The organism is Paenibacillus xerothermodurans (assembly GCF_002220865.2).
Lineage (GTDB): Bacteria > Bacillota > Bacilli > Paenibacillales > NBRC-103111 > Paenibacillus_S > Paenibacillus_S xerothermodurans.
In genome coordinates, this window is sequence record NZ_NHRJ02000009.1 from 71,440 (window position 1) to 96,242 (window position 24,803).

The window sequence follows — 24,803 nt, forward strand, 5'->3', positions numbered from 1 at the left end:
ATTCCCAATAGTATAACACACCGCCCTGACACGGTTGTGCTTTAACGGGCTGAAAGTGATGGTTCGCGTGGCAGGTACAGGAACAAAATGCACCCGAAAACCAGAAAAAGGCCTTGAATAATCCGGCCTAAAAGATGGTTTGGACGCCCCGCAGCGGTGCGCACAAATTTCTCGTACAACCACTACGGCGAGCACCGATCCCAATGACCACATGATAGCAGCACGCAGAAGTGCGAAAATATATTCGCGCATGGGGCGCGCTGCATGGCGATACCACACTATGACTCGTGTGAACGGTCGTTTTGTCGGGGTAAAAGAGTATTGGTAGAAACAATCCGATCGCGATAGGGTACATGCCTGCTTTGACTACACAATCTCTCCATCGGCTCCTCCTTTCGCGCCGCGCCCGACCGCCTATTGTTGCTCATGGACGTGAGCAAGCAACGGCCGCAGCCTGTCAGCCAGCGCCCGTTCGAGATACGGCTCTGCGTGGAGGAACTTGCGGAACTCGACATAGCTGCGGGCAAGCGCCTCCCGCTCGGCAGGTGCCGGTGCGCTTGCCTTGACCGCACGGATCAGTATGTTTTTGGCCGTATGCTCCATGTCGATAAACTCGACGAGCTGTGTCCGATAGCCCAGCAGATCGAGCAACTTAGCCCGGATCGCGTCCGTAGCCAACGCCGAGAACCGCTCCTTAAGAATACCATGCTGCAGGAGCGGTGCGAGCACATCGCTCTGGACCTGCCCGAACAGCTCATGCTGGCAGCACGGTACGGACAGGATTACATCTGCGTTCCAGCGTACCGCTTTTTCCAGCGCCGCGTCGGTGGCTGTGTCACAAGCATGCAGACTCACCACCATATCCGCGTGCTCTAATCCGTTATACTCCGCGATGTCTCCGACGCGGAATTCCAGACGCTCGTAGCCGAGACGTTCGGCCAAGCCGCAGCAGTGCCCAATGATGTCTTCTTTCAGGTCCAGCCCGACAACACGTATGTCGAGCCCCCGAATTTCCCACAAGTAATGGTACAGCACAAAGGTCAAATATGACTTTCCGCAGCCAAAATCTATGATGTTTAATGTGCGGTCCTTCGCCAAATGAGGCACCACATCCGCGATCAGCTCGACGAACCTGTTGATTTGCCGGAATTTATCATACTTTTTGGCGAGCACTTTGCCTTCGGGGTTCATGATGCCGAGCTCTATCAAAAACGGAACCGGTGTGCCTTCTTCCAGTATATAATTCTTTGTCCGGTTATGCTGCAGCGCACCCGTCTGCTTCTTTGTCGGAGGTTTACGCAGTATGCCGGTCTTGCCTTTTTTGCTGACCAGCACCTGGTAATCCGCTTCACCCGTCTGCAGCAGTGCCTGCCTGAACGTGTCTTGGAGCAGTGCCGCCATTCTGCCAGCCGCGGCATCCGGTGTGAGGTTGTCGTGAAGCACCTGCTTGCCGCAGAAAGAACTGAATTGATAGTGCAGCGTTCCCTTAAGCATGAGCGGCTTCACCGTCACCTTGGTGCACCCTGATGCGGCGCCGCGGCGCACCTGACTGAACGTCGCTTGGATGAGCACCTCCTCCGCAATCACTTCAGCAATCAAAGAATCTATGGATTGTGTCAACATTCATTCTCCATTCCCGATGTAAATCTCAAAAAGCAGGCTTCAACCTGATGATCCGGTCATCGTCCGGTCCCGGATTTCCACGCCCGTCCGTGTTGTTGGTCATAAGATAGATAGAACCGTCCGGCCCTTCCGCTACATTGCGGATCCGTCCGAGTTCATTTTTGAACAGCGGCTGTACCGCTTCGACTGATTGCTGCTGACCGTCGAGTATCAGCCTGAGCACTTGCGTGCCCCTCAGATTAGCCACCAGTAGATTCCCTTTCCATGGGCCCTGTGTGATGAAAGCGACACCCGAAGGTGCCCACGTTTCGTCACCGCTGTGCAAAAGTGGAGCCCTGAGCACGCCCGGACCCTGCTTCCCGACCTCCTGGGGCGAGACCTGTGTCTCATCTCCCTCTATCAGCGGCCAACCATAATTTACCCCGGCTTCGATCTGATTAATCTCATCATGCGCCCGCTGTCCATGCTCCGAGCTGAACAGCTTTTTCGTCACCGGATGCCAGGCGAGCCCCTGCGGATTTCTGTGGCCCAAGCTGTACACAGGAGATCCGGGGAACGGATTGTCGGCCGGTATGCTGCCGTCCGCGTGAATACGGAGAATTTTTCCTCCCAGCTTGGCGGGGTCCTGCGCGAGTGACGTTTGATTGGCATCGCCGCTGGTGATGTACAAGAGTCCGTCCGGCCCAAACTTGATGCGGCCGCCGTCATGAATTCGGTCACCCGGCAAAGCATCCAATATCACCTTGTCCAACTTCGCTCTGCCACCGCTCTCCTGCAGGCGGAGCACACGGTTGCGCGTTGCTCCGTTCTCCTGGTAAGTATGGTATACGTACATGTAACCGTTGCTTCCGAACTCACGGTCGAGCGTGATACCTAGCAACCCTGCTTCCGACTCACTGTAGAACGGCGGCTGCTCGAAGCGGAACACCGGCTCCTCACGCACCTTGCCTTGCTCTATCACCCGGATCACTCCGCCCCGCTCGGTAAAGAAGATGCGGCCGTCCGGCGCAAAGTCCATATCCCACGGCACCTTTAGGTCCGAGGCCAACACCTCCGGCTTGTACGGCAGTTTTTCCGCTGGCTGCACGGCCGGACGGTTGGATGGAGCTGACTTTGCGCTATCTATGCCCGGAGCTGGCGCTGACGCAGCTGATGTTGTATCGTCCTGCACCTGTGATTCACTTAAGCATCCAGAGATGAATAACAAGATACTCAACACTGCAACGGATCTAAACCAGCGATCATTTGCCGCACCTATCATCACGCCAATCACCCCACTCATACGCTCTTTGTTTATTCCCTTTTTTCTACATTATACCGAACGCGCCGCCGGTAAATCCAATTTTTCACACGCGGCAGCCTGCATCGCATCGCGCCTCCTTAGATAAGGACTAATTTCGCTAACCACCTTCGTGAATTAACGGATTCTGCGCGTGCGCGCCCGTAAATAGACATGCATGCAACGTGGTTAAATTATTATCTATCGAGTAGGCAGAACGTACTACAGAATGGCCGCCGCTGCACGCAGCTCCCGTGTTGAACCCTTGTGAGTTCTAGGAAAAACATGAGCGCCGGAAGAAGTTAAAAGAATACGATTGTTGTTCCTAATAGCCCCAGTTATAATAGCCGTACCGCAGCAGTGTGTGCGCACAGTGTTAGCCGCCAAGCATCTGCTGTAGGTAAAAAGTAATGCGCTTACATGCTTATTCTTGCGCCACTGGCAGCAGCTCAAAACAAGGATCGGTATCCCGCGGCGAATACGTTCCCGTTCAGGCAGCTTGTATCCGGTGAGCACGAGCCAACCGTACGTGCCGGTCCAACTTCGTGATGCGGCTGTTGATATCTAAGGAGGTGCTGTGAAACTGAATGTAGTTCGGAGACTGGTCTTGGTGCGGTGCGGCAGATGAAAAACATACCAATTTGGAAACGCATACAACATGGTTGTAATCAGTGCAAACCCGCATTGTGGAACACAGCGCAGGCCAGGCTCAGCTGTAAAAGGTTTCGGTGACTAAACCCTCTACATAAAAAATCATGTATTAGAAAAGGAGTCATCATATGAACATTAACCAAAAGAAGTGGTTTGCGACAATGGGTTCGATCACAATGGCCATGGGCATCATGTCCGGCTGCGGAGGAGGAGGTAATGAGGCCTCCGGCGACCCAGGCGCGTCCGGCGCAGATGACAACCAACCGTTCGAATTATCGATCGTTGTCAACCAAGTTACAGGGACTGATATACCTGCCAAAGGTAACCCGATTGAAGAAGCCATTGAGAAAGCTACAAACACCAATTTGCAGATCCAATGGGTGCCGAACTCGACGTACGATGAAAAAATTAACGTCATGATCGCTTCCGGCGAACTTCCGAAAATGCTGAAAGTTAAATACATTCCAACAACTATCGCCGCCATGCAAAATGGTCAATTCTGGGAGGTCGGCCCACTGCTCAAGGATTACAAAAACCTGGCCGCACAGAACGCTCAATACTATGAAAATATCAAAGTGGATGGCAAACTCTACGGCATCCCTCAGTACCGGGAAATAGCCAGACCCGCCCCAGTATACCGCAAGGATTGGTTTGACGCACTCGGTCTGAAGATGCCTAAAACGCTGGACGAGTGGTACAACGTGTCAAAAACACTGGCACAGAACGACCCCGATAAAAATGGCAAAGCGGATACCTATGGTTTTGTCTTGGAGAAAAAATACAACGAGAACGACGCGCCGATCGTAACTCGTATCGCAGTCACACAGGGTGGCGTGAACCGTTGGGGCGTGGACGCGAACGGCAAGATGATACCGGAGTTCTTGACTCCTCAATTCGTACACACGATGAAACTATTCAAACGGCTCTATGCTGAAAAACTGATCAACCAGGACTTCCCGGCCGTGGACCAAACGGAAGCGGACAAACAATTTGAGAACGGGCGTGTCGGCATCAAGCTGAATGGAGCGGCAACCAATGCCGCCAACATTCAGGACCGCCTGATCAAGGTCGAGGGACATTCGAAAGCTCAACTGGATATCGCGATGTGGGAAGGCCCTCAAGGCCCGAGAATCGCCGCTCAGACCGGCAACAACGGCATCCTGGTATTCCCGAAAGCGACCGTCAAAACCGAAGCCGAGCTGAAAAGAATTCTGACCTTCCTTGACACACTGCTGGAGCCGGATATGTCCACGCTGCAAAAACGCGGGATCGAGGGCGTGCACCACAAAAAAGTGGAAGGCGGTCAGGTGGAGTGGATTGATTTGACGAAATTTAACCGCGAGGTCAAGCCGTACCGGGACAACCTGCTGAACTTTGAAACATACAACGTGCCTCCGCTGAAGGACACCCCACTGGCCATGAAAGGATACAAAATGGAGCCGGACGGCCTGCAGTATGCTGTTCACAATCCCACTCTGAACTTGACCTCGGCTACCTATTCGGAGCGTGGTAAAGAGCTTGATCAAATGATGTGGGACGCGCAGACTAATTATATTGTAGGCAGGCTCGATGATGCGGGTTGGGCAGCCGCAATCGACAAATGGCGCGAAGCCGGCGGCGACAATCTGATAAAAGAATTCGAGGAAGCGTACGCGAAGAACAAGAAATAAATGTGTGAGGCCATGGCATGGAACAGCGCAAAATACGTGCGGTGGTATCCTGCGTCGGACCGCAGCTGAGGGATGAATCTCAATTCATCCCTTCTTCGGCGTGCCGCTGCTGTCCAACGAAAAAAAGCGCTGCTCCCACAGCGCCACAAATTAAGTCTCAATTAAACTGACGTAGATTTACCCAAAAACGAGTTCAACATCCACACATGCTTTTCCAGGCTGCCCTGAATTTCAAGCAGCAGGTCGGCTGTCACTTCATCGTCCGATTTCTCAGCCACTTCCCTGCCCTCTTTGAGCTGGTCATTCAACTTTTCCAAATCTTGAATGAGTATACGCACCATGTCTTCGGCCTGCTCGTTGCCGCCTGCTTCCTTCAGGGCCGAATCCTCAAGCATGCCCTTCATGGTAGCTACCGGGCGCCCACCGATCGTGAGCAGTCGCTCGGCCACCGCGTCGAAATGCAGCGTCACTTCGTTATACAATTCCTCGAACTTTTCATGTAAGGTGAAAAAATGAGGTCCCTGCACATACCAATGAAAACTATGTAGCTTAACATACAGTACGCCCAGCGTCGCAACCTGTTGATTTAAAACCTTCTGCACATCTAACGTTTGCACTGCCATAATATTCAACTCCCTCAGCTTTTTTGTATGATTTATACGGTGTCTTTCATAATATGGTTTACCCAATTAGGCGTTAATTAAACCAATAAGATGCCCTGCGGCGAGGGCGCCCGAGCGAGTTCGCTCGCGCGGACGCGCTAGCATGTCCGCTGGAGCCGCTTGCGGTAAAAGCGGTACCCTTTCCTAACGGCAGTCATTACCCAGGCGGGCACGTGCAGCCGAGAAAAGGCCGGAAAATAAAAAAAATTGTATGCCCGTTTCAAATCACGCCACATGAAACATGGCTCTTCTTTCAGGAAATCCGACACATCCACTACTTTGCCGCGTCCGTCCTGGAGCATCACATTTTTGCCATGAACATCATGCGGGTTCAGCCCCTTGCTTCGCGCATAGTCCAGCGCCTCATCGATGTCCTGTATGACCCGCTTCGGAATCGGAATTCCTCGCAGCATACAATTATACAGAGTGACACCATTCAAACGTTTTAAGATCAGATAGTTGTCCCCGGCATGAAAGCATTCGGAATAGGCCGGATGCGAACCCAGCCTGCGGTACACCTCCGCTTCTTCTTCAAGCCCCGGGCGACCCGGCGCATATACTTTGACTACCAAATCGCTGTAAGCCGGGTGAGCTACCACCACGGCGTAATTGCCCGCTCCTACCAGTTGCCACGGCGCCGGCAGCTGACGCACCTCGATCGGATCGTGCGGGTTGACACTTTCCACATCCAACTGAGGCAGTAGATCCTGTTCAACTAGAGTTATCAATTGCTGGGTTTGGAGCAACTTGCTTTCCCCTCCTGATTCACCGGCGCAAAAATTCGCCGGAAGCGCGCTGACCCCAGTCTTTGTTTGGAATAGAGCGCCCGCATGCGGCTGCTGCTTACGCAGTTCGGGCCACTCACCTGTTCAGCGCCCTTTTTTACACGGCCGAAGTCATATGTCATAACCTGTCACGCACAGTTTTAGTCCGGAAGACAGGCTCACATCGGTTCCTCATATTGTATCATCGTGCCTAGGAAAAAGCATCTGACGCGCCTATTGCGCGGGAAAACAGAGCGTCCTCGGCCGCAATATCATTGTTTCCGTTTGCCCGGCGGATTAAACCCGTCGACCGAGGACGGCCGCGGCGCCACGATCCGCAATACTTTGCTCGACATTGTACCGCCTAAACGGGCCGCTACTGCAGGCGAGACGCAGCGGCGGACGCCGGTTGTGCCGACATGATCATAAAATCGGCGACAGTAAGCGGGCCATCGATTCTGCCGCCCTCTTCAGCAGTTTTCTCTGCTCGAAGGTCTCCCATGTCAGCTCTTGACTGAAGTTCATATCATGGTGAAAAATAGCTTCAAGACGCGAAGCCGCTTCAGGCCCATACAAAAATGCGGTCACCTCAAAGTTCAGCTCGAAGCTCCGGTGATCCATATTGGCCGTGCCCACTGATGCAGCTTCGCCGTCGACGATGATAGTTTTAGCATGCAAAAATCCGTTGTCATACAAATAACACTTGGCGCCCAAGCGCAGCAGATCCCCTACGTACGCAAATGAAGCCCACTGGACGAGAAAGTGATCACTCTTCTTCGGTACCATGAGCCTGACGTCGATTCCCGATAAAACAGCTATTTTCAGAGCATTGAGAATCCCATCGTCCGGCACGAAATAAGGTGTCTGCACATAGATGCGATGTTTCGCCTCGAAAATCAGTTTGATGAAACCGTTCTTGATCTGCTGCTTGTCCGAATTCGGCCCGCTGGATACGATCTGCACCGCCGCCCTATCCAGCTCACACACATCCGGAAAATATACCGGCTCTATCGTTAATTGCTCGTTGGACGCGACACCCCAATCGAGCATAAATTGCACCTGCAGCCGATGCACCGCATCCCCGCGCAGCATGATGTGCGTATCCCGCCAATAACCGATTTTATGATTTTTCCCCAAATACTCGTCGCCGATATTGAAACCGCCTACGAAACCATATTCGCCGTCGATGACTGCGATTTTCCGATGGTTCCGATAGTTCAGCCGAAAATTGAGATAAGGTATCTTCGATGGAAAAAATGGGCACACCGTCCCACCTGCGCCAATCAGCTCGCGGAACATCTTCTTGTTCACGCCGAGTGAACCGATCCCGTCGTATAACAGCCTCACCCGCACGCCCTCTTGCGCCTTTCGAGTCAGCGCATCAATTAATCGGTGTCCGGTATCATCATTCCCTATTTTGTAATAGAGCAAATGTACGTGCAATTTGGCGGCGCTGATCCGCTCCAACAGCGCTTCAAATTTGTGTACGCCGTCGATGAACAGCGTTACCTCATTATTCTGCGTGAGCGGCGAGGCGCTGCTCATCAAGTTCATATAAATCAAGTGCTCGTACTTTTGCACAATCGGTTCGTGGTAATCAAACGTACCGTCCCGTATCGTGTGCTCCTGCTCGTGCATTTCCTCCCTCACGCGGCGCTCCATCCGTGCGCGCATGCGGTATACGCGCTGCCGTGCCAGGTTCTGGCCCATGAATATATAGATAATGAATCCGACGATCGGCAGTAGCAGGAGAAGCATCAGCCATGCCCAAGTCACGCCGACATTGCGTCTTTCCAGGAAAATGATGGCGGCTGCGAACACCAGATTGATAATCGGTATCCAATGGTTGATTGCGTTCCATATCGTGTGAATGCCCCACTCATCCATAACAGCGTTCACCTCACGCCCATGTTTATTTTGCAAAAATAGCTCCGAAGTACTACCCATAACAGTACACCAAAAAGAATGCAGCGTACAATAGTTGGACGTAAAAGCCTTATATTCCCGATAACCCGCGCAATCATACGTTGTAAAGCAGGATTTTTGTTATCGTTTATCGAATTTCCTTCTTGTTTAGTAGAGTTTTATATACGGAAGGAATCCGGATAGGAGGAGTTCAGTTTGAAGCAAGGCATAATTCGTTTGGGGATGTCCGTCTCTCTAATTCTATCATCCATGACGGCCTATATCACTGAGCCATTACCCGCGCGGGCGCAAACCGCACCATCGGCGGAGGTTGCTTCTGCTTATATCGTGCCCGGCAAGGTGATGGTCAAGCTGAAGGAAGATGCCGACGGTCCAACGGCACGCAAGATCCGAGGGTACTCGGCCCAAAGCGTGGAGAATCAATCGCCGCAGCACAAAGTGGTCGAGGTGCCGACGGCCAGTGATATACCCACGGCTGTGAAGCAGTTGGAAAATAATCCTGACGTTGAGTATGCGGAGCCGGTTTTTGTCAACAAAATGACAGCCACCCCTTCTCAATCCATCGTTGATAATACGATGCAGGCAGCCGCAGCTTCGCTGACGAACGATCCGGAAGCGCCAAACCAATGGAGTTTGAGCGTCACGGACGTCACCTATGCTTGGGAGAAAGTGCCGGCAGGAAATGGAGAGGTGATAATAGCCGTCCTTGACACAGGGGTCGACGGTAGCCACCCGGATCTCCGGGGTAAACTGGTGGACGGGTACGACTTCATACATAACCGGCCGATATCCCCCAACGCCAATTCTGATGACAACATGCATGGCACCTTCGTTGCCGGCATCGCTGCTGCCCACACCAATAACGCTGTCGGTATCGCAGGAGTAGCGGGCAGTGCAAAGATTATGCCGCTGAAAGTGTTGGACAGTGAAGGCAGCGGCAACACCGACACGATCGGTCAAGCAATACGCTGGGCAGTCGATCACGGTGCGAAAGTGATTAACCTGAGCCTCGGGAGACCGCGCGAGGCGGTGTTGGAAAACGGCCATCGTTATGATTTATACAGCCAGTATGAGCGGGATTCCATCCAGTACGCCGTTTCCAAAGGGGCGGTTGTCATCGCTTCTTCCGGTAATGAGAGCAACCACTGGGCAGCACCGCAGCCGCAAAACTTGGACACACCGGAAGAAGAACGGGCGAATCCCGACCTGGCCGAGCCTTATTACTCCGCTGTCGGGTACCCCGCTGCCCTACCTAACACGATTGCAGTCGGGGCTATCGGTGCGCAGGTGAACGGTGAGCTGAACATAGCAGACTTCTCAAATATCGGTCCCGAGCTTGATGTAGTCGCTCCCGGCGCACTGGTGAGAAGCACCATACCGGCCACACAGTCCAATCGAGCAAAATACTATGATAACAACAGCGGCACGTCCTTCTCTGCGCCATTCGTCTCAGGGATGGCAGCGCTGCTGCTGACCGCGTCACCCGGGCTCACGCCATCTGAAGTAGAAGCTGCTCTCGAAAACAGCGCTTCTGCAGCGGGCTTAATCCGGCCTGAATCGAACAACACTTTGAGCGACAGGCATTATTTTGGCCGCGGACTAGTCAACGCAAAACGTGCGTTTGGCTTGAATCAACTGAAGTTGGTTCACACGTCCGGCAATCTGACTGCGAAAGATACGCTGGGCTTCGCGTTGGAGAGCAGAGACTACGCCGGCGCACCTGCAGCGAACTATGACAAAGCGGCCATCGTTGTCGCCGCGTATGACGCTGCGGCATCAGATTACGTTGAGGTTAACCGCACCGTAGTGGAAAGCACTTACTTCAGCTCATTCCAAGTTCCTATGAATGATGCGGGCGCCTACCGTATTTATGCCGAAGTCAACGATCCACAGGGTGCACTGCAAAGCGGCTCGATTGAAGCCAGGATTATGCCCGATAACGTCATGGCCAACAAAACTAGCGGCAGTTATAAGGGCACTATCTCGGTAGAACTTAGCAGTCCAACGTCTGAGGCAGACATTTTCTATACTTTGGACGGCAGCGATCCGACTGCCGCCGAAGACGCTGCTTTGTATCAAGGCCCTATCCAATTAAGCCAATCCACAACACTGCGTGCGGTGGCGGTGAAACGAGATGTAGCGAGCGGGGTCAGCTCGTATGAGTATACCATCACCAAAAGCGGCGGCAGCAAACGCGGCGGCGGTGGCGGTGGTGGCGGAACCTTCTTCATGCCTCCTGCAACCACTCCGCCCGGGCAGTCGAACACCGCCACCGTGGTAGTAAAAGCCGATGATGCACAGCTGAAGAGCGCTCTAGAGTCAGCAGGCACTACTTCGGCCACGATCGACGCCACTGCCGGTGTCGACGCAAATCAGCTGCGAGTGCAGTTTGGAGCAGCGATCGTTGAACTAGCTGAAGAGAAGAACAAATCCCTCATCGTAAATACGGGACGGCACGTTTTTGAACTGCCGCCCGGCGCGGTGGCGGCAGAGGCAGGCACGGATGTGGTGACGCTGAGCGTGTCGGCTTTAGCGTCAGATCCCAGCCTGAACCATAACCCTGCTGAGGCAAGAGATGTGTCCAAGCCGTATGACTTCAGTCTTTCGTCGGGTGACAGTAAGATCACCCAATTCGACAAACCGTTGGCGATCCGCTGGCAGCTCCCGGAGGGAGTCAGTCCGGCGAAGCTTGGCGTATACGGTTATAACCAGAGCGGCTTGAACTGGTCCTATCTCGGAGGCACAACCAATGGCAGCACGATCTCGTTTATGACAGATCATTTTTCCAAGTTCGCCGTATTCGAGTACAATAAAACTTTCGACGATATGGCGGAGCATTGGGCCCGCGCCGAAGTTGAACAGCTCGCCGCCAAGCATATCGTGACAGGAGTCACCGACACCACATTCGGCCCTGAACAACAGTTGACACGCGCGGAGTTCGCTGCTTTGCTCGTGAGAATGCTGGGGACGACAACGATGGCAAGCACCGATGTCTTCACCGACGTGAACCCTACCGATTGGTATCATGATGTGGTCTACCAAGCATACCATGCCGGTGTGATCGAAGGGGTGGCAGCCGGCACATTCGCGCCGAACCAGCCGATCACCCGTGAGCAGATGGCCGTGATGATCATGCGCGCTTACAGCACTGCCACAGGCAAGCCAATGGGGGATATCGTGGTGACACAAGAAGTGAAGTTCATCGACGAGGGCCAGATAGGCGGCTGGGCGCGCAGCAGCGTACGTCTGGTCAACGGTCTCGGATTGATGGATGGCTTCCCTGACGGCAGCTTCAAGCCGGTCGATACGGCCACGCGAGCCCAAGCGGCGGCGGTTATCCAACGTTTGATGGACGCAATTCAGCAATAAGTATATCCAGGCGGTATAATAGAGGCAGAGAGTCCCGCATCGCTTTTCGGTGTGCGGGATTTTTGTGCAGATGAAGACGCTCTTCCTCTCCCCTTTGACAGTTGATGGTTTGATTCAGATCCGATTTTGTGGGTAATAAGAACATTGGGTATGTTTACCATCCATAAATACCGGCAAATCTAGTACTAGCAATCTACTAATACGGATTTGACAAGGAGGATCTGAATCTATGTTTCATGCCCGACTATCTTATCTATTTGCCCTATTGTTTTTCTTGCTGATGGGTGTCAGCTTGCATGCCGACGCTTACCATGCTTCATCCGATGAGGCGCAACATATCACAGAGCTCGCTTCCGCGCCAATGCACTGCCCCTGCGGCTTGCCCAACGACGCCGACAGTTCAGATGAACAACTGCCTGTTGCAGAGGCACAGCCAGCCCCGCCGCCTCAACCGCTGCATTATGTTGTTAACCGGGGGGACACCCTGTCAAAGATAGCTCGCGATTTCGATGTGTCCGTAGCAGCGCTTATGATGGAGAACAATATTAGTAATGCGAACGTTCTAACGGTCGGCCAGCGGCTAATCGTTCCTGATGCGGACGCTGCCATTGTGCTGCCTGACGGACAGTTCAAAAGCATCGAACGTGTGCTGAGCTCCACCTTGACAGCCTATACCGCCGGTGTGGAATCAACCGGTAAAACTCCCGAGAGTCCACAATACGGCATCACGTTCAGCGGCAGTAAAGCGGAAGAAGGCAGGACGATCGCAGTTGACCCTGATATCATACCCTTGGGGACCAAGGTATACATAGACGGCATTGGCGTACGTACCGCAGAGGATACAGGTTCGGCGGTGAAAGGCGCAAGGATCGATGTATTTATGAACGACGTGGGAGAAGCTATCAATTTCGGTGTAAAACCTAATGTCAAAGTCTACGTTCTATCGACGGAAAGTATCTAATCATAATTGATGCAAGCGCTCTACGAAAAAAGATACGGCCGCACTGGGCTTTTTCATCATGATCCTTCTCATTTTCTGCCAAGTCATAGATTCAAAGTAGGGGCCATTATATTTCTTCACAAATTTGTGTATTATATTAAGATAAACTATTACGTGAGAAAGGTTGATTGGACTTGGAAAACCCATCTGCATCATCCCATTTTATCAAGAATATTGTCATAGAAGATTTGAAATCCGGCCGGGTCGACCATGTCGTAACGCGTTTTCCGCCTGAGCCGAACGGATATTTGCACATCGGGCATGCAAAGTCGATCAGCATTAACTTTGATGTGGCCGATGAATTCAAAGGACGCACGTACCTCCGGTTCGATGATACGAATCCACTGAAAGAGGATGTCGAGTTCGTCGAATCGATCAAGGAGGACGTACGCTGGCTCGGCTACGAATGGGACGGACTGTTTTTCGCCTCTGATTATTTTGATGAGATGTACGATCGTGCCGTCCTGCTGATCAAAAAGGGTAAAGCTTATGTGGACGACCAGTCTGCCGAGGAGATACGCCTCACCCGCGGCACCTTGACCGAGCCTGGCAAGAACAGCCCGCACCGAGACCGGACCGTGGAAGAAAATCTGGATTTGTTCGAGCGGATGCGTAAGGGAGAGTTCAAGGAAGGCGATAAAATTTTGCGTGCCAAAATCGATATGGGCTCCCCGAACATGAACTTACGTGACCCTGCGTTGTATCGGATCTCATACGCCACACATCACAACACAGGCGATAAGTGGTGCATCTACCCTATGTATGCCTTCGCTCATCCGATCGAGGATGCAATAGAAGGTGTCACCCACTCCATCTGTACGTTGGAGTTCGAAGATCAACGGCCTTTTTACGATTGGGTGGTTGCAGAATGCGAGATGCCGCATCAACCTCGCCAGTATGAGTTTGCACGGCTTAATTTGACCAATACGGTGATGAGCAAACGGTTCCTTAAACAGCTTGTGGAAGAAAATGTCGTTGACGGGTGGGACGATCCGCGGATGCCGACCATCTCGGGGATGCGGCGCAAAGGATATACACCCGAATCGATTCGCAATTTTGTGCGGGAGACCGGCGTGACCAAGGCTAACAGTGTCGTGGATGAGCGGATGCTCGAGCATTTTATAAGGGAGGACCTGAAGTTGAAGGCACCGCGTACGATGGCGGTACTGCGCCCGCTGAAGGTTGTCATCACGAACTACCCGGAAGATCAGGTAGAAATGCTCGACGCCGAGATTAACCCGGAAAACCCTGAGATGGGAGCCCGACAGATTCCATTTTCCCGCGAAATCTACATTGAGCAGGACGATTTCATGGAAAATCCGCCGAGCAAGTATTTCCGTCTGTTTCCCGGCAACGAAGTGCGCTTGAAGAACGCGTATTTCATTAAGTGCAATGATTTCATAAAAGATGCCGACGGCAACATCACGGAAATTCACTGCACCTACGATCCCGAGACGAAAAGCGGCACCGGTTTTACCGGACGCAAGGTTAAGGGCACTATCCACTGGGTGGACGCAAGGCATGCGCTGCCTGCTGAGTGCCGTCTGTACGAGCCGCTCATTATGGATGACGCAGAAGAAGAGGGCGATTCATTCCTCGACCGCATTAACCCTAACTCTTTAGAAACACTGCACGGCTTTGTCGAACCGAACATGAAGGAAGCTAGCGGCAACGACAAGTTCCAATTTTTCCGCCATGGCTACTTTAACGTGGATCCGAAGCATTCTACAGCTGATCATCTGGTTTACAATCGTGTTGTGTCACTCAAAAGCTCTTTTGTTATCTAAACGCATTACCATCGCGTCGATCAGGACCATCAATTACGTTGTTGTGATTGGTGGTCTTTTTGTTGGTGCTTGGCCCAGCCACTCACCGCACAATTGTCATGTGAGGCAATGTGAGCATATTCGCCATCGGATGTGCATATCATGTTTTGTTAGATGATTTCATTTGGAGGGATCTTCATGCTGCTGACAGAAGAAGTACGCGAAAAACAAAAGGTCGTGAACAAACTGCACGAGATGGAGCTCGATCAAATTGCCAACTGGGTCGAAGCTATTCCGTCAGACAAGTGGAAAGAGATGTTCGTCCTGCGCTGGCCGACTCTTGTGAAAAAATGCGGCATCAAGCTGTGAATGGAGCTACATACCACTCTCAGTGCAAGGCTGCTTCCGCCGCGGGGCGGCTTTTTGCGTTTGTGAGAAATATATATCCTGACTTATCTGATATGCGTCGAATGGGTGAGCAGTTTAGTACACCGGAAGCTGTCGTTTTATTCAGCGCGCATTGGGTCAGTGGAACACAGTCCTTCACTGCGACGGACGCGATCTATGACACAATGTATGAGTTTGGCGGTTTTCCCGACGTTCTGTTTCAAGTGACTTATCCTACTGTTGGCGCCCCCGATGTGGTTTGCTGCCATGCCCCTGCGCGACTATCCACACTGCCATTTGCAAGGCCGCCGCATCCTGAAACAGCTGCGGGTCACAGCCGGTGAGTTCGCGTATGCGCTTCAGCCGGTAAATCAGCGTGTTGCGGTGTATATACAGCGCTTGCGCGGCCGATTGGATGTTCAATCCGCTGTCGAAAAACACCTGCAGCGTCCCCACCAACTGCTCGGATACCCCCGACAGGATACGTGCTGCGAACCTGCGTTTATGGTCGTCGTCAGACAGATGCACTATCGCCTGCGGTTCCAATCCTTGATAGGAGACCAGCGGGCTTTTCTTGTCTCCGAATAGCAGGGCGAGCCCTGCTTCACTGAACGCGGCAGGTATGTCAATGCGTGTCGGCGCTGCCGATGTGTACCCGATGCGCACATTGAATCCGCTGTGTGCAAGCGTCTGCTGCAGCATGCCTCGCGTGTGCTCTGCCTGTGACTCAGTCAGTCCGGTCAGCAGGATAAATATCCTCTCATAGCTTCCCACACTCATCAACACCTTTTCCCCCAAACTGTCCTCTATCAGCCTGAGCAAGCGGCGGTTATCAAAAAAACTGCGGGTTTCCGTTTGCAGCACTAGGGCTTCGAACGGAGGCTGCAGCGTTAGCTGAAGCAAATGCAAGCGATCATCCACCTTGGTGAAGTCCGGCTGTGCCTTAAGAAGTTCTTCCATGATCATCTCTTTGGTGCGCTGCTGCCATTCCCCTTGCGAAATCATAAAGGATTGTTGAAGCATAAGCTCCGTGGTCATCTTTACAATTTCCCCAAACTCGACCACTTCTGCCGGATCTCCTGTGATTCCTATCACGCCAACCACGTCGCCGCGGAACATCACGGGCACGTTTATGCCAGAGACGCTGCCCTTCCACTTTGCCTCATTCTCCCGATCAATGATGAGCGGGCGACCGGTTCGTATCGCCTCGCGCGCGCCTTCATGGAGTTCACCAAGCCGTGTGCTGTCTCCGGAGGCAATGATGTAACCGTTCTCATCCATCATGTTAATGTTGCGACGCAGCCTTGTCATCGTCTCCTGCACTATCGTTTCCGCCAAATCAGTGGTCAGCATCCACTTGCCCTCCTATGCTGTGTTTTAGTGCGATTGTACAAATTAATTGTACTGTTCTGTGAGTTTTTTGTATACTGCGGCTAATTCTTCTTGCATCGTCGTCCTTTATAATTGAGCTAATAACAGCGTTTATTGCTGGCGAAAGGCGGCGTTATGTATGAAAATCATTATCGCTCCGGATTCATTCAAAGGCAGCATCTCTGCGGCCGATGCGGCTGGAGCTATCGAAAAAGGGATCAAACGGTTTTTGCCTGAAGCTGTCACCGTTCTGGTACCGGTCGCCGACGGCGGAGAGGGAACAATGGACAGCCTGATCGGTGCGGCCGGCGGCAGGAAAGTCGCAGCATCGGTGACCGGGCCGCTTGGCGCTCCCGTGGATGCGGCGTACGGCCTGCTAGGACCGGACTACCGCGTCGCCATCGTAGAGATGGCCGCAGCTTCCGGCTTGTGCCTCATCACGCCCGAACAGCGCGACCCGCTCAATGCCACAACGTTCGGCACCGGTGAATTAATCAAGCAGGCGCTGGCCGCCGGCTGCCGTGAATTCATTCTCGCTTTGGGTGGCAGCGCTACCAACGATGGCGGGGCCGGCATGCTCGAGGCGCTCGGCGTCCGGCTGCTGGACGCAGCAGGCCAGCCCGTCGCCCGAGGCGGCGGATCACTCAGCCGCATCGCGACCATCGACGCAACAGTCCTCGATCCACGGATCGCGGAGTCACGCTTTCTGATCGCGACCGACGTACAGAACCCGCTGCTCGGCCCGCACGGCGCGTCCCACGTATTTGGGCCGCAGAAAGGAGCCACCCCCTCCATCGTCGACGAGCTGGAACGGAACATGGCGGTGTGGGCCGACCTGATTGAAGCCCACACTGGTGTGCGGGTGCATGAGATGCCAGGCGCGGGAGCCGCAGGCGGTATTGGCGCTGCGTTTTTGGCCTTTTTCCCCACCACGATTAGGCGGGGCATTGATGTGGTTATACAATATTCAAGACTGCATGAGCATCTGCGGGACGCAGATTTGGTGATCACGGGTGAAGGCCAAATCGATTACCAGACCGCATCGGGCAAGACCCCGATGGGCATCGCCCAAGAGGCGAACAAGTACAATGTGCCGACCATCGCCTTAGCCGGCTCAGTAGGTGCAGGCATAGATGCCTTGTATGACGTTGGCATCCGCAGTGTACATAGCATCGCAGGCGGCCCACTATCGCTGCAGGAAGCAATGGCGCGTGCTGCGGAGCTGCTGGAGGCCACTGCAGAGCAAGTACTGCGGACATTCTGTGCAGCTGGCATTCCGCAGCCAAATCGCGCCTAACAAAGGAGAGAGGTTTTCTGAAAACAACGCTGTTGTACGGCCAGCATGGTCTTTCTATCGAGGTGCCGGATCATGCGGTGCTGGTCGAGCCCCATGATATCCCCGGCATCAAGCACGAGGAACAGGCGGTTATTGAGGCTCTGCGTAACCCAATCGGCAGCCCGGCTCTTCGCAGCATGGTGAAAGCCACGGACCGAGTAGCGATAGTGATCAGCGACATCACACGGCCCACACCGAACCACAAGCTCGTCCCATGGATTATACAGGAGCTCGGCCACGTACCGTTGGAGCAAATCACCATTATTAACGGCACCGGCACACATCGTGACCAAACCCGGGAAGAATTCGTGCAAATGTTAGGGAGCTGGGTCGTAGAAAATGTCCGGGTGATCAATCACCACTGTCAAAATGCGCAGGAGCTTGTTAAGGTGGGGGACAGCCGGTTTGGCTGTGAGGCATATTTGAACAAAGAATATGTCGAAGCCGACTTCCGCATCGTTACCGGCTTTATTGAACCGCACTTCTTCGCCGGGTTTTCCGGAGGGTGCAAAGGAATCATGCCGGGCATAGCCGGGCTTGATACGATCATGTCGTTCCATAATGCCCGGATGATCGGAAATCCTCTGTCTACCTGGGGCAATATGGTGAATAACCCGCTGCAGGAGATGGCACGTGAAATTAACCTCATGTGCAAGCCCGAATTTTTGTTAAACGTGACCTTAAACGGAAAAAAGGAGATCACCGGCGTCTTCGCCGGCGAGCTCTTCGCTGCACATGCCGAGGGCTGCGCCTTTGCCAAAGAGCACGCCATGGTCAGGTGCGAGGAGCGGTTTGATGTCGTGATCACATCAAATTCAGGATATCCCCTTGACCAGAACCTGTATCAAGCGGTCAAAGGCATGAGCGCCGCACACCAAATCGTCAAGCAGGGAGGTGCTATTCTCTGTGCAGCCGAATGCTCGGACGGCATCCCGAATCACGGCAACTATGCAAAAATCCTCCGGAGCGCCGACACGCCGCAGCAGCTGCTCGCTATGATCGAGGATCCGTCCTACCAGATGTTTGACCAGTGGCAGGTGCAGAAGCAAGCAGTTATCCAAACCTGGGCCGACGTGTATGTGCAATCGAGTTTACCGGATGAAGAAATCCGCAGCGCGATGCTAAAGCCAATGCACGATATAACCGATAAGCTAAAGGAACTGCAGCACATCTATGGGGAAAACATGTCCGTGGCGGTGCTCCCTCAAGGCCCGCTGACGATTCCCTATGTGGACGAAAAACAGCCTATCCCCAGCGTCTAAGCGAAAAAAGCTGTCCCCCAGTGGATATTCACCTGGAGGACAGCTTTCGTTTTATTTATCTATTACCTTATATAAGGCCTGTGTCCCGCTGTTTTCTTCGCCCATAGCGGCCAGCTGTTCATACAAAGACTTAGCCAATGCCAGTCCGGGCGTGTCCAGTTTCATCTCTGCTGCCGACTGCAGGGCAATGCCCATATCTTTGATGAAGTGCTTCACGTAGAAGCCTGGGGCGAAGTTGCCTGCGATGATGCGAGGTGCCAGATTGCTCAGCGACCAGCTGCCGGCAGCTCCTGTTTCGATACTCTTTAGCACGGTGGTCGGGTCCAGTCCCGCCTTTCTAGCATAGACCAATGCTTCGCACACGCCGATCATGTTACTGGCAATCGCGATCTGGTTACACATCTTGGTATGCTGGCCGGCACCCGCTTCACCTTGATACACAATATTGGTTCCCATAAATTCCAACAAAGGCAGCACCTTGTCAAAAACATCACGGTCACCGCCAACCATAATAGAAAGCCGCGCCTCCTTGGCACCCACATCCCCACCCGATACCGGAGCGTCAAGAGAATACATTTGCCGTTCGCGTGCCGCATCATAGATACGTCTAGCAAGAGCGGGACTCGACGTGGTCATGTCGATCAGATAGCTGTTAGGCTTGGCATTGCCTAAAATCCCTTGCTCACCCAAGTATACTTCCTCGACGTCTCGTGGAAAGCCCACCATGGTGATAATGACATTGCAGTGCCGAGCCAGCTCACCTGGTGAGTCCTGCCACTGCGCACCCTTTTCGATGAGATCTTCCGCCTTAGCCTTGGTTCGGTTATACACGTGCACCTGATAGCCGGCACTGAGAAAATGTCCCGCCATATTTTTTCCCATCACGCCTGTTCCTACAAATCCAACCACAGTCTGATCTTTGTTGAACTCCATCTTTCCGCCACCTTTCATGAGCTTCCCCATCTAAATACAGAAAATGAATGCAGTCCCCGCAGTACCCTCTAGTTGTCCTCCTCAGTATACCAAGTTTAACCTGGCAAGTTAAGAATACGGCCCCCGTTATGTGTAAAAAAATATGGTCTCAGCGGAAATCCAAACGATGAACTTGAGGCCATGCCGAGTGGAGCTTGGCCCACGTGCTATACGAGGGCACACCCCCTATTCCGCGTGCGAGCCCCCAAGCTCAAATGCCTCAGCGAGAAGCCTGTATGATTTGAGCTTTGTGCCAAAATCATGAATGAGCGTGACAACCATCATCTCCGATGCATTGTATCGCTCGCTCATATCCAGCATCTGGGTTTTGACCTGTTCCGGTGTTCCGACGATCATCCGTGTGCGGTTCGCCTCAATCCGGTGGCGATCGTAATCGGTGTACGGATAACGAGCTGCTTTGCCGACCGAGGGAAAGCCCTGCTGGTTCATGCCTCTGCCTTTCTCCAGCAGCAGCAGCGACAAGTCCAGGCTGGAAGCAGCTGCGTCCGCCTCCTGTTCCGTCTCAGCGCAGATGGCGAAAACGGCCACGATCGACTTGGGTTCGTCACCCAACATCGACGGGCGGAAATTCTGTTGGTACCAGCGCATCGCCTCCGCCCCGCCGAAACCATTGATGAAGTGGGCGAAGGCAAATCCGGCCCCTCTGTGCACGCCGCCAATCTGGCGCTTTCATCGCTGGAGCCGAGCAGCCATACTTCAGGCGCAGTTGGCACCATAGGCGTGGCGCGCAGGCCGGCAAACCGATGGTTCTCATCGGCGGCGTCATGCAAATAGGCGGCCAAGTCCGGCAGTTGATCAGGATAACGATCCATTCCCAGAGCGCTGTTTCCCTCCTGCAATGCCCGGGTGGCAAGCGGCATCCCTCCCGGGGCGCGCCCTACTCCCAGATCTATTCGACCTGGGTATAGACCTTCCAACAGACGGAAGTTCTCTGCTACTTTGTAAGGACTGTAATGGGGCAGCATCACGCCGCCGGAGCCGATACGTATCTTCGATGTTTTAGCACCGAGATGCGAAATGAGCACCTCCGGACTTGATCCGGCCAGGTGCTTGGTAAAGTGGTGTTCAGACACCCAAAACCGGTGATAACCCAGCCGTTCAGCCTCCTGAGCCAGCCGGGCTGTATTCGCCAACGCCTCTACCGCGTCGCTGCCCTCCGAAATGGGGGATTGGTCCAGTACGCTGAGTTTCAATGCCATCCCTCCATGTTTCAAACTGTATCGTTCACACTTTTACTGCTTAACGCTCTTGGGCTCTTATGAATAAAACTGTTCCAGAAGGCTCTGCCGCTCCTGTCCCCTTTGTCATAATACCACAGCTATATCGGGACAAAAAAAGCAGATCCCTCTCCGAGAAAGGAATCTGCTCGTTTCCGCTTGGCGGTGGACAGCATGCCTTAATGAGTCTTTCGTTCCTCAAATGTTTGGCAACAGGTGTCGGTGACCCCGGCGGCGGTATCCTTGTGACGGCTATCGTAACCCTCCCCGCCTTTGTGCTCCGGCTGTGATTTACCCGCGTGGGCGTTCACCTCGATCATAATAACTTCTGCGTGGCAGTTATTGCCCGGCTCCCAGTATTCGCAGTTGGCAATACTGCATTTTACCATAGGATTTTCCATTATTATCACCTCACGTGACCCTGTTCTACTTTCGCCTAACCACTTCAGAACGCCCAGAGTGCTATCCTTCCGCTGTGACGAATGTGTAGACGATGGTACACGGAGGCGTGCTTCGACCGCTTGGTCCATTGCAGCGGATGTTGCTGTTAATATGTACTCCGGTTCGCCCCGGTCAGACGGTCCGGCTATGCCCCCCATGTATAATCGAAAACAAAGACATCGGCAAAATGATGCCGGATACCATCAATCGTCGACGTGTGCAGTAGATGCGGCAAATAGGAGTCCAGTGCAGCCCGATCTTGAAAGCCTATCCGCATGCCAACTTCAAATCCTTTGCTTTTTCCCTCTGCAGAATGATTCAAACCTGCCGAGAACTCGGTAATGCCGGGTATCTCCTTTAATTTGTGCAGTGTGCTGATAATGTGCTGTTTGTCTTGTTCCGATGTGCTCTCATGCAGCTTGAAAAAGACCAGATGCTCGACCATATTGAACTCCTCCACTTTCGTTGTGGTTTTGAAAGCGTATACTTCCATGCCATATTGTACCACACGGCAACTGCACGACTCTACCAGTAAACTGAGAGAACCACCGGTCGCGTGGGCGCGCCATTCCTAAACAACAAAAGGGATGCCCCGGATCTGAAGTCAGATGCCAGTCACATCCCCATTGTCGTGCGATGCTCATCGTTGTGCAAACAGCGGCATATACGTCGATTCCGCCCGCACAAGGCAATTAGCCGTTAACGATATCTCCGCCGTTAATGTGAAGGAACTGCCCGGACACGTAGGAGGAGTCGTCCGAAGCCAGGAACACGTAAGCCGGCCCCAGCTCCTCCGGCTGACCAGGCCGTTTCATCGGCGTGTTGGCGCCGAATTTGGATACCTTCTCCGCGTCGAACGTGGATGGAATCAACGGCGTCCAAATTGGGCCAGGCGCTACACCGTTGACCCGAATCCCCTTTTCCGCCAAATTCATGGACAAAGAACGGGTAAACGCAACGATTGCACCTTTGGTGGACGAGTAGTCCAGCAGCGTCGGATTTCCCTTGTAAGCGGTGATCGAAGCGGTATTGATGATCACAGACCCTTCCTTCAAATGCGGCAGAGCGGCCTTCGTCAAGTAAAACATAGAGAAGATATTCGTCCGAAAAGTCTTCTCCAGCTGCTCCTGAGTGATGTCCTCAATGCTCTGCTGAGGATGCTGTTCCGCCGCATTATTCACCAGAATATCAAGCTTGCCGAACTTCTCGATGGTTTGCTTAACAGCTCGCTGACAAAACTCTTCATCGCCGATGTCACCGGCAATCAGAAGGCATTGGCGACCCTGCTCCTCGATTAAACGTGCTGTCTCCTGTGCATCCTTATCCTCGTTGAGATACACAATCGCGAGATCCGCTCCCTCGGCCGCATAGCACACAGCGGCAGCCTTACCGATGCCGCTGTCACCTCCGGTGATGATAGCGATTTTGCCTTGCAGCTTACCGCTGCCCTTATACTTACGGTCAACTGTGTCAGGCTGTGGATTCATCTGGGTTTCCACGCCCGGCTGACGATCCTGATGCTGTGGAGGTAACGTTTGCTGTGTACCCTTTTGCGCTGTACTCATTTGTGCTTCTCTCCTTTCGATATAAGCCGGTTGACCAGCTTTGATGCTGTCGTGTGCTACGAATAATTATGTGACGTTTCCACAGTGCCATCCTTGCGGTGGACTATCGCGCTTGTATTCGCGTCAGATGCCCATTTCTTCGCTGACTCCACTGCTTCCGCTTTGGTCTCTGCTTTGAACCGGGCTGGCTTCTGCCCCTCTTCCTTGACAGCCCATCCGTCCCCATTGGGAACCACATGGATTCTACTGCCACCGGTCACCGCTTGAGGCTTATTGCTGCTTGGCTCATGTCTCGGATGATCCTCATCCCATTCCTTTGCTTTCGCTGTTGCAATCGCGATGGCACGGCCTTCGTCATAACCGTCGCCCAGCAGGGCATTGGCTATTTCAATGGCCTTGTCTCTCACGCGGGGTTCTAAGTTCTTCATGGACACGGGATAGTCGTTCTTGTTCCACGGCACGTATCAAACCCTCCTCTCGAGATAGCCTTACGCTACATACTTAGCCATATGACCCGAGTTTTAAACAAGCCGAAAATATTTCTGGACAGGCATTTATGTTACTATTTCCCAACTTGATGCAAATATGTCCAAAGCCTATTTTATTTGGTCAAGTACCCCGGTACTACAACAGCACATACAATGTGGATGTGGTAATCATTCAGAACCTGAGAGGAGCTCTTGCTTAATGGCTTACAATCCTTACCAATATGGCCAAAGTCCATATGGCGCTTACACGGATCCTTTTCAACAGTATCCGTCATATCAGCAATATCAGCAATATCAGCAGTATCCTCAGTACCAACAGCAGCAGCAATATCAACCGTATGGGCAATATGGGCAGCAGTACCCCCAAACTTACGGCGGTTACTCCGCACCATATCAGCCTTATCAGCAATATCCGCAAGCTGCCGCTGTTCCCTTTGATGGAGCATTTCGCGGAGGAAGCAAACCGTCTAAGTAATCACGCGCACTGATACTGCGTTTCCCGTGAACATAATTACTTCACAGATAACGCGAAAAAGGTCCGGCGGTCCATGCAAGACTCCTTGCGGGGCGTTGCTCTCCGCAATAGCATACTTGGATCGCTCGGACCCGGCTGGCATCAGAGCACTGGCCGCCGGGCACCGCGCGAGAGGCGGCTGCACAGATTTTACGCGCAGCATGACAGACATACATACGCAATGCTTCGGCTGGACATATACAATAGAGAACCCGAACAACAACAAAAGAGGTGAATAAGGATGTCTTGTCCTAAATGTCCTGCGAGTCAGGTAATTGATCCGCCGAAAGTGATCTACAAAGACGTGTACCATCCGCAGTTGGTTCAAATCGTCCATCCCATCGAGATCGTAACACGGCATCATTGCATCCCTATCCCACAGCACATCCCCACGGTTGTAGTCAAAGATGAATGCTGCCCTCCTTCGCTTAGTCCCGTAGCACATATCAAAAAAATGAAGAAAAAGAGACGCACCAAGCGCTAAGAAAACAAAAGGCTCCTCCCAATGAGTTGGGAGGA

The 24,803-nt window shown here is 53.0% G+C and carries 20 protein-coding genes and 1 pseudogene; 9 read left to right on the top strand and 12 right to left on the bottom strand.

The window, feature by feature from the left end:
• Positions 1-414 precede the first annotated feature (414 nt).
• Together CBW46_RS14715 and CBW46_RS14720 are read right to left on the bottom strand one after the other, a co-directional pair.
• The gene (locus CBW46_RS14715) at positions 415-1,623 is read right to left on the bottom strand and encodes a class I SAM-dependent methyltransferase (protein WP_089200756.1); all 1,209 of its coding nucleotides are present in this window, start codon (positions 1,621-1,623) and stop codon (positions 415-417) included.
• 25 nt (positions 1,624-1,648) lie between these two features.
• Complete coding sequence (locus CBW46_RS14720; protein ID WP_089200757.1) at positions 1,649-2,905, bottom strand: PQQ-dependent sugar dehydrogenase; 1,257 nt, start codon at positions 2,903-2,905, stop codon at positions 1,649-1,651.
• A gap of 776 nt (positions 2,906-3,681) precedes the next feature.
• Between CBW46_RS14720 and CBW46_RS14725 the strand changes: the two genes are divergently transcribed.
• On the top strand, positions 3,682-5,223 hold the full coding sequence (locus CBW46_RS14725) for an extracellular solute-binding protein (protein WP_089200758.1): 1,542 nt from the start codon (positions 3,682-3,684) through the stop codon (positions 5,221-5,223).
• Positions 5,224-5,384: 161 nt separating this feature from the next.
• On the opposite strand, the gene CBW46_RS14730 is transcribed toward CBW46_RS14725, so the two are convergent.
• The 3 genes from CBW46_RS14730 to cls all read right to left on the bottom strand — a co-directional run bounded on the left by CBW46_RS14730 (position 5,385) and on the right by cls (position 8,536).
• Positions 5,385-5,846: a Dps family protein gene (locus CBW46_RS14730; protein WP_089200759.1), complete on the bottom strand. Its 462-nt coding sequence runs from the start codon at positions 5,844-5,846 to the stop codon at positions 5,385-5,387.
• Between the two features lie 137 nt (positions 5,847-5,983).
• A complete protein-coding gene (locus tag CBW46_RS14735; RefSeq protein ID WP_089200760.1) occupies positions 5,984-6,631 on the bottom strand; it encodes a protein kinase family protein in 648 nt (215 codons plus the stop codon).
• Positions 6,632-7,072: 441 nt separating this feature from the next.
• Complete coding sequence (gene cls, locus CBW46_RS14740; protein WP_089200761.1) at positions 7,073-8,536, bottom strand: cardiolipin synthase; 1,464 nt, start codon at positions 8,534-8,536, stop codon at positions 7,073-7,075.
• A 234-nt stretch (positions 8,537-8,770) separates the two neighbouring features.
• Here cls and CBW46_RS14745 point away from each other — a divergent pair, with 234 nt between their 5' ends.
• From CBW46_RS14745 to CBW46_RS21365, 4 genes are all read left to right on the top strand, one after another.
• The gene (locus tag CBW46_RS14745; protein WP_089200762.1) at positions 8,771-11,944 is read left to right on the top strand and encodes a S8 family serine peptidase; all 3,174 of its coding nucleotides are present in this window, start codon (positions 8,771-8,773) and stop codon (positions 11,942-11,944) included.
• A 229-nt stretch (positions 11,945-12,173) separates the two neighbouring features.
• Entirely contained in the window at positions 12,174-12,905 is a 732-nt protein-coding gene (locus CBW46_RS22090) for a 3D domain-containing protein (protein ID WP_207802294.1), read from the top strand.
• A 173-nt stretch (positions 12,906-13,078) separates the two neighbouring features.
• Positions 13,079-14,731 (top strand): glutamine--tRNA ligase/YqeY domain fusion protein, encoded by a 1,653-nt coding sequence (locus CBW46_RS14755; protein ID WP_089200763.1) that lies wholly within the window; start codon positions 13,079-13,081, stop codon positions 14,729-14,731.
• 177 nt (positions 14,732-14,908) lie between these two features.
• Positions 14,909-15,079, top strand: a complete 171-nt coding sequence (locus CBW46_RS21365) for a hypothetical protein (protein WP_165842326.1) — start codon at positions 14,909-14,911, stop codon at positions 15,077-15,079.
• 252 nt (positions 15,080-15,331) lie between these two features.
• On the opposite strand, the gene CBW46_RS14765 is transcribed toward CBW46_RS21365, so the two are convergent.
• The gene (locus CBW46_RS14765) at positions 15,332-16,450 is read right to left on the bottom strand and encodes a CdaR family transcriptional regulator (RefSeq protein ID WP_089200764.1); all 1,119 of its coding nucleotides are present in this window, start codon (positions 16,448-16,450) and stop codon (positions 15,332-15,334) included.
• A gap of 157 nt (positions 16,451-16,607) precedes the next feature.
• Here CBW46_RS14765 and CBW46_RS14770 point away from each other — a divergent pair, with 157 nt between their 5' ends.
• Positions 16,608-17,765, top strand: coding sequence for a glycerate kinase (locus tag CBW46_RS14770; RefSeq protein ID WP_089200765.1), 1,158 nt, complete (start codon positions 16,608-16,610; stop codon positions 17,763-17,765).
• 17 nt (positions 17,766-17,782) lie between these two features.
• Complete coding sequence (gene larA, locus CBW46_RS14775; RefSeq protein WP_089200766.1) at positions 17,783-19,066, top strand: nickel-dependent lactate racemase; 1,284 nt, start codon at positions 17,783-17,785, stop codon at positions 19,064-19,066.
• Between the two features lie 51 nt (positions 19,067-19,117).
• Here the strand turns inward: larA and CBW46_RS14780 are convergent, their stop codons facing one another.
• The 6 genes and pseudogenes from CBW46_RS14780 to CBW46_RS14805 all read right to left on the bottom strand — a co-directional run bounded on the left by CBW46_RS14780 (position 19,118) and on the right by CBW46_RS14805 (position 23,743).
• Positions 19,118-19,999 carry an NAD(P)-dependent oxidoreductase gene (locus CBW46_RS14780; RefSeq protein ID WP_089200767.1) on the bottom strand — a complete coding sequence of 294 codons (882 nt, stop codon included), beginning with the start codon at positions 19,997-19,999 and terminating at the stop codon, positions 19,118-19,120.
• Between the two features lie 225 nt (positions 20,000-20,224).
• A pseudogene (locus CBW46_RS14785) lies at positions 20,225-21,258 on the bottom strand (LLM class flavin-dependent oxidoreductase).
• A 197-nt stretch (positions 21,259-21,455) separates the two neighbouring features.
• Positions 21,456-21,677 carry a DUF1540 domain-containing protein gene (locus CBW46_RS14790; protein WP_089200768.1) on the bottom strand — a complete coding sequence of 74 codons (222 nt, stop codon included), beginning with the start codon at positions 21,675-21,677 and terminating at the stop codon, positions 21,456-21,458.
• Between the two features lie 185 nt (positions 21,678-21,862).
• Positions 21,863-22,210, bottom strand: a complete 348-nt coding sequence (locus CBW46_RS14795; RefSeq protein WP_089200769.1) for a Dabb family protein — start codon at positions 22,208-22,210, stop codon at positions 21,863-21,865.
• Between the two features lie 199 nt (positions 22,211-22,409).
• Positions 22,410-23,282 carry an SDR family oxidoreductase gene (locus CBW46_RS14800; RefSeq protein WP_089200770.1) on the bottom strand — a complete coding sequence of 291 codons (873 nt, stop codon included), beginning with the start codon at positions 23,280-23,282 and terminating at the stop codon, positions 22,410-22,412.
• Positions 23,283-23,338: 56 nt separating this feature from the next.
• On the bottom strand, positions 23,339-23,743 hold the full coding sequence (locus CBW46_RS14805; protein ID WP_089200771.1) for a DUF2188 domain-containing protein: 405 nt from the start codon (positions 23,741-23,743) through the stop codon (positions 23,339-23,341).
• A 226-nt stretch (positions 23,744-23,969) separates the two neighbouring features.
• On the opposite strand from CBW46_RS14805, the gene CBW46_RS21520 reads away from it, so the two are divergent.
• Positions 23,970-24,245 carry a hypothetical protein gene (locus CBW46_RS21520; protein WP_089200772.1) on the top strand — a complete coding sequence of 92 codons (276 nt, stop codon included), beginning with the start codon at positions 23,970-23,972 and terminating at the stop codon, positions 24,243-24,245.
• 280 nt (positions 24,246-24,525) lie between these two features.
• The gene (locus CBW46_RS14815; protein WP_089200773.1) at positions 24,526-24,768 is read left to right on the top strand and encodes a hypothetical protein; all 243 of its coding nucleotides are present in this window, start codon (positions 24,526-24,528) and stop codon (positions 24,766-24,768) included.
• Positions 24,769-24,803 lie beyond the last annotated feature (35 nt).

Excerpts from the sequence above, each read along its gene's own strand:
- CBW46_RS14715 (WP_089200756.1), bottom strand. The coding sequence starts at position 1,623 with ATGTTGACACAATCCATAGATTCTTTGATTGCTGAAGTGATTGCGGAG.
- CBW46_RS14720 (WP_089200757.1), bottom strand. The coding sequence starts at position 2,905 with ATGAGTGGGGTGATTGGCGTGATGATAGGTGCGGCAAATGATCGCTGG.
- CBW46_RS14725 (WP_089200758.1), top strand. The coding sequence starts at position 3,682 with ATGAACATTAACCAAAAGAAGTGGTTTGCGACAATGGGTTCGATCACA.
- CBW46_RS14730 (WP_089200759.1), bottom strand. The coding sequence starts at position 5,846 with ATGGCAGTGCAAACGTTAGATGTGCAGAAGGTTTTAAATCAACAGGTT.
- cls (WP_089200761.1), bottom strand. The coding sequence starts at position 8,536 with ATGGATGAGTGGGGCATTCACACGATATGGAACGCAATCAACCATTGG.
- CBW46_RS22090 (WP_207802294.1), top strand. The coding sequence starts at position 12,174 with ATGTTTCATGCCCGACTATCTTATCTATTTGCCCTATTGTTTTTCTTG.
- CBW46_RS21365 (WP_165842326.1), top strand. The coding sequence starts at position 14,909 with ATGCTGCTGACAGAAGAAGTACGCGAAAAACAAAAGGTCGTGAACAAA.
- CBW46_RS14765 (WP_089200764.1), bottom strand. The coding sequence starts at position 16,450 with ATGCTGACCACTGATTTGGCGGAAACGATAGTGCAGGAGACGATGACA.
- CBW46_RS14770 (WP_089200765.1), top strand. The coding sequence starts at position 16,608 with ATGAAAATCATTATCGCTCCGGATTCATTCAAAGGCAGCATCTCTGCG.
- CBW46_RS14780 (WP_089200767.1), bottom strand. The coding sequence starts at position 19,999 with ATGGAGTTCAACAAAGATCAGACTGTGGTTGGATTTGTAGGAACAGGC.
- CBW46_RS14790 (WP_089200768.1), bottom strand. The coding sequence starts at position 21,677 with ATGGAAAATCCTATGGTAAAATGCAGTATTGCCAACTGCGAATACTGG.
- CBW46_RS14795 (WP_089200769.1), bottom strand. The coding sequence starts at position 22,210 with ATGGAAGTATACGCTTTCAAAACCACAACGAAAGTGGAGGAGTTCAAT.
- CBW46_RS14800 (WP_089200770.1), bottom strand. The coding sequence starts at position 23,282 with ATGAGTACAGCGCAAAAGGGTACACAGCAAACGTTACCTCCACAGCAT.
- CBW46_RS21520 (WP_089200772.1), top strand. The coding sequence starts at position 23,970 with ATGGCTTACAATCCTTACCAATATGGCCAAAGTCCATATGGCGCTTAC.
- CBW46_RS14815 (WP_089200773.1), top strand. The coding sequence starts at position 24,526 with ATGTCTTGTCCTAAATGTCCTGCGAGTCAGGTAATTGATCCGCCGAAA.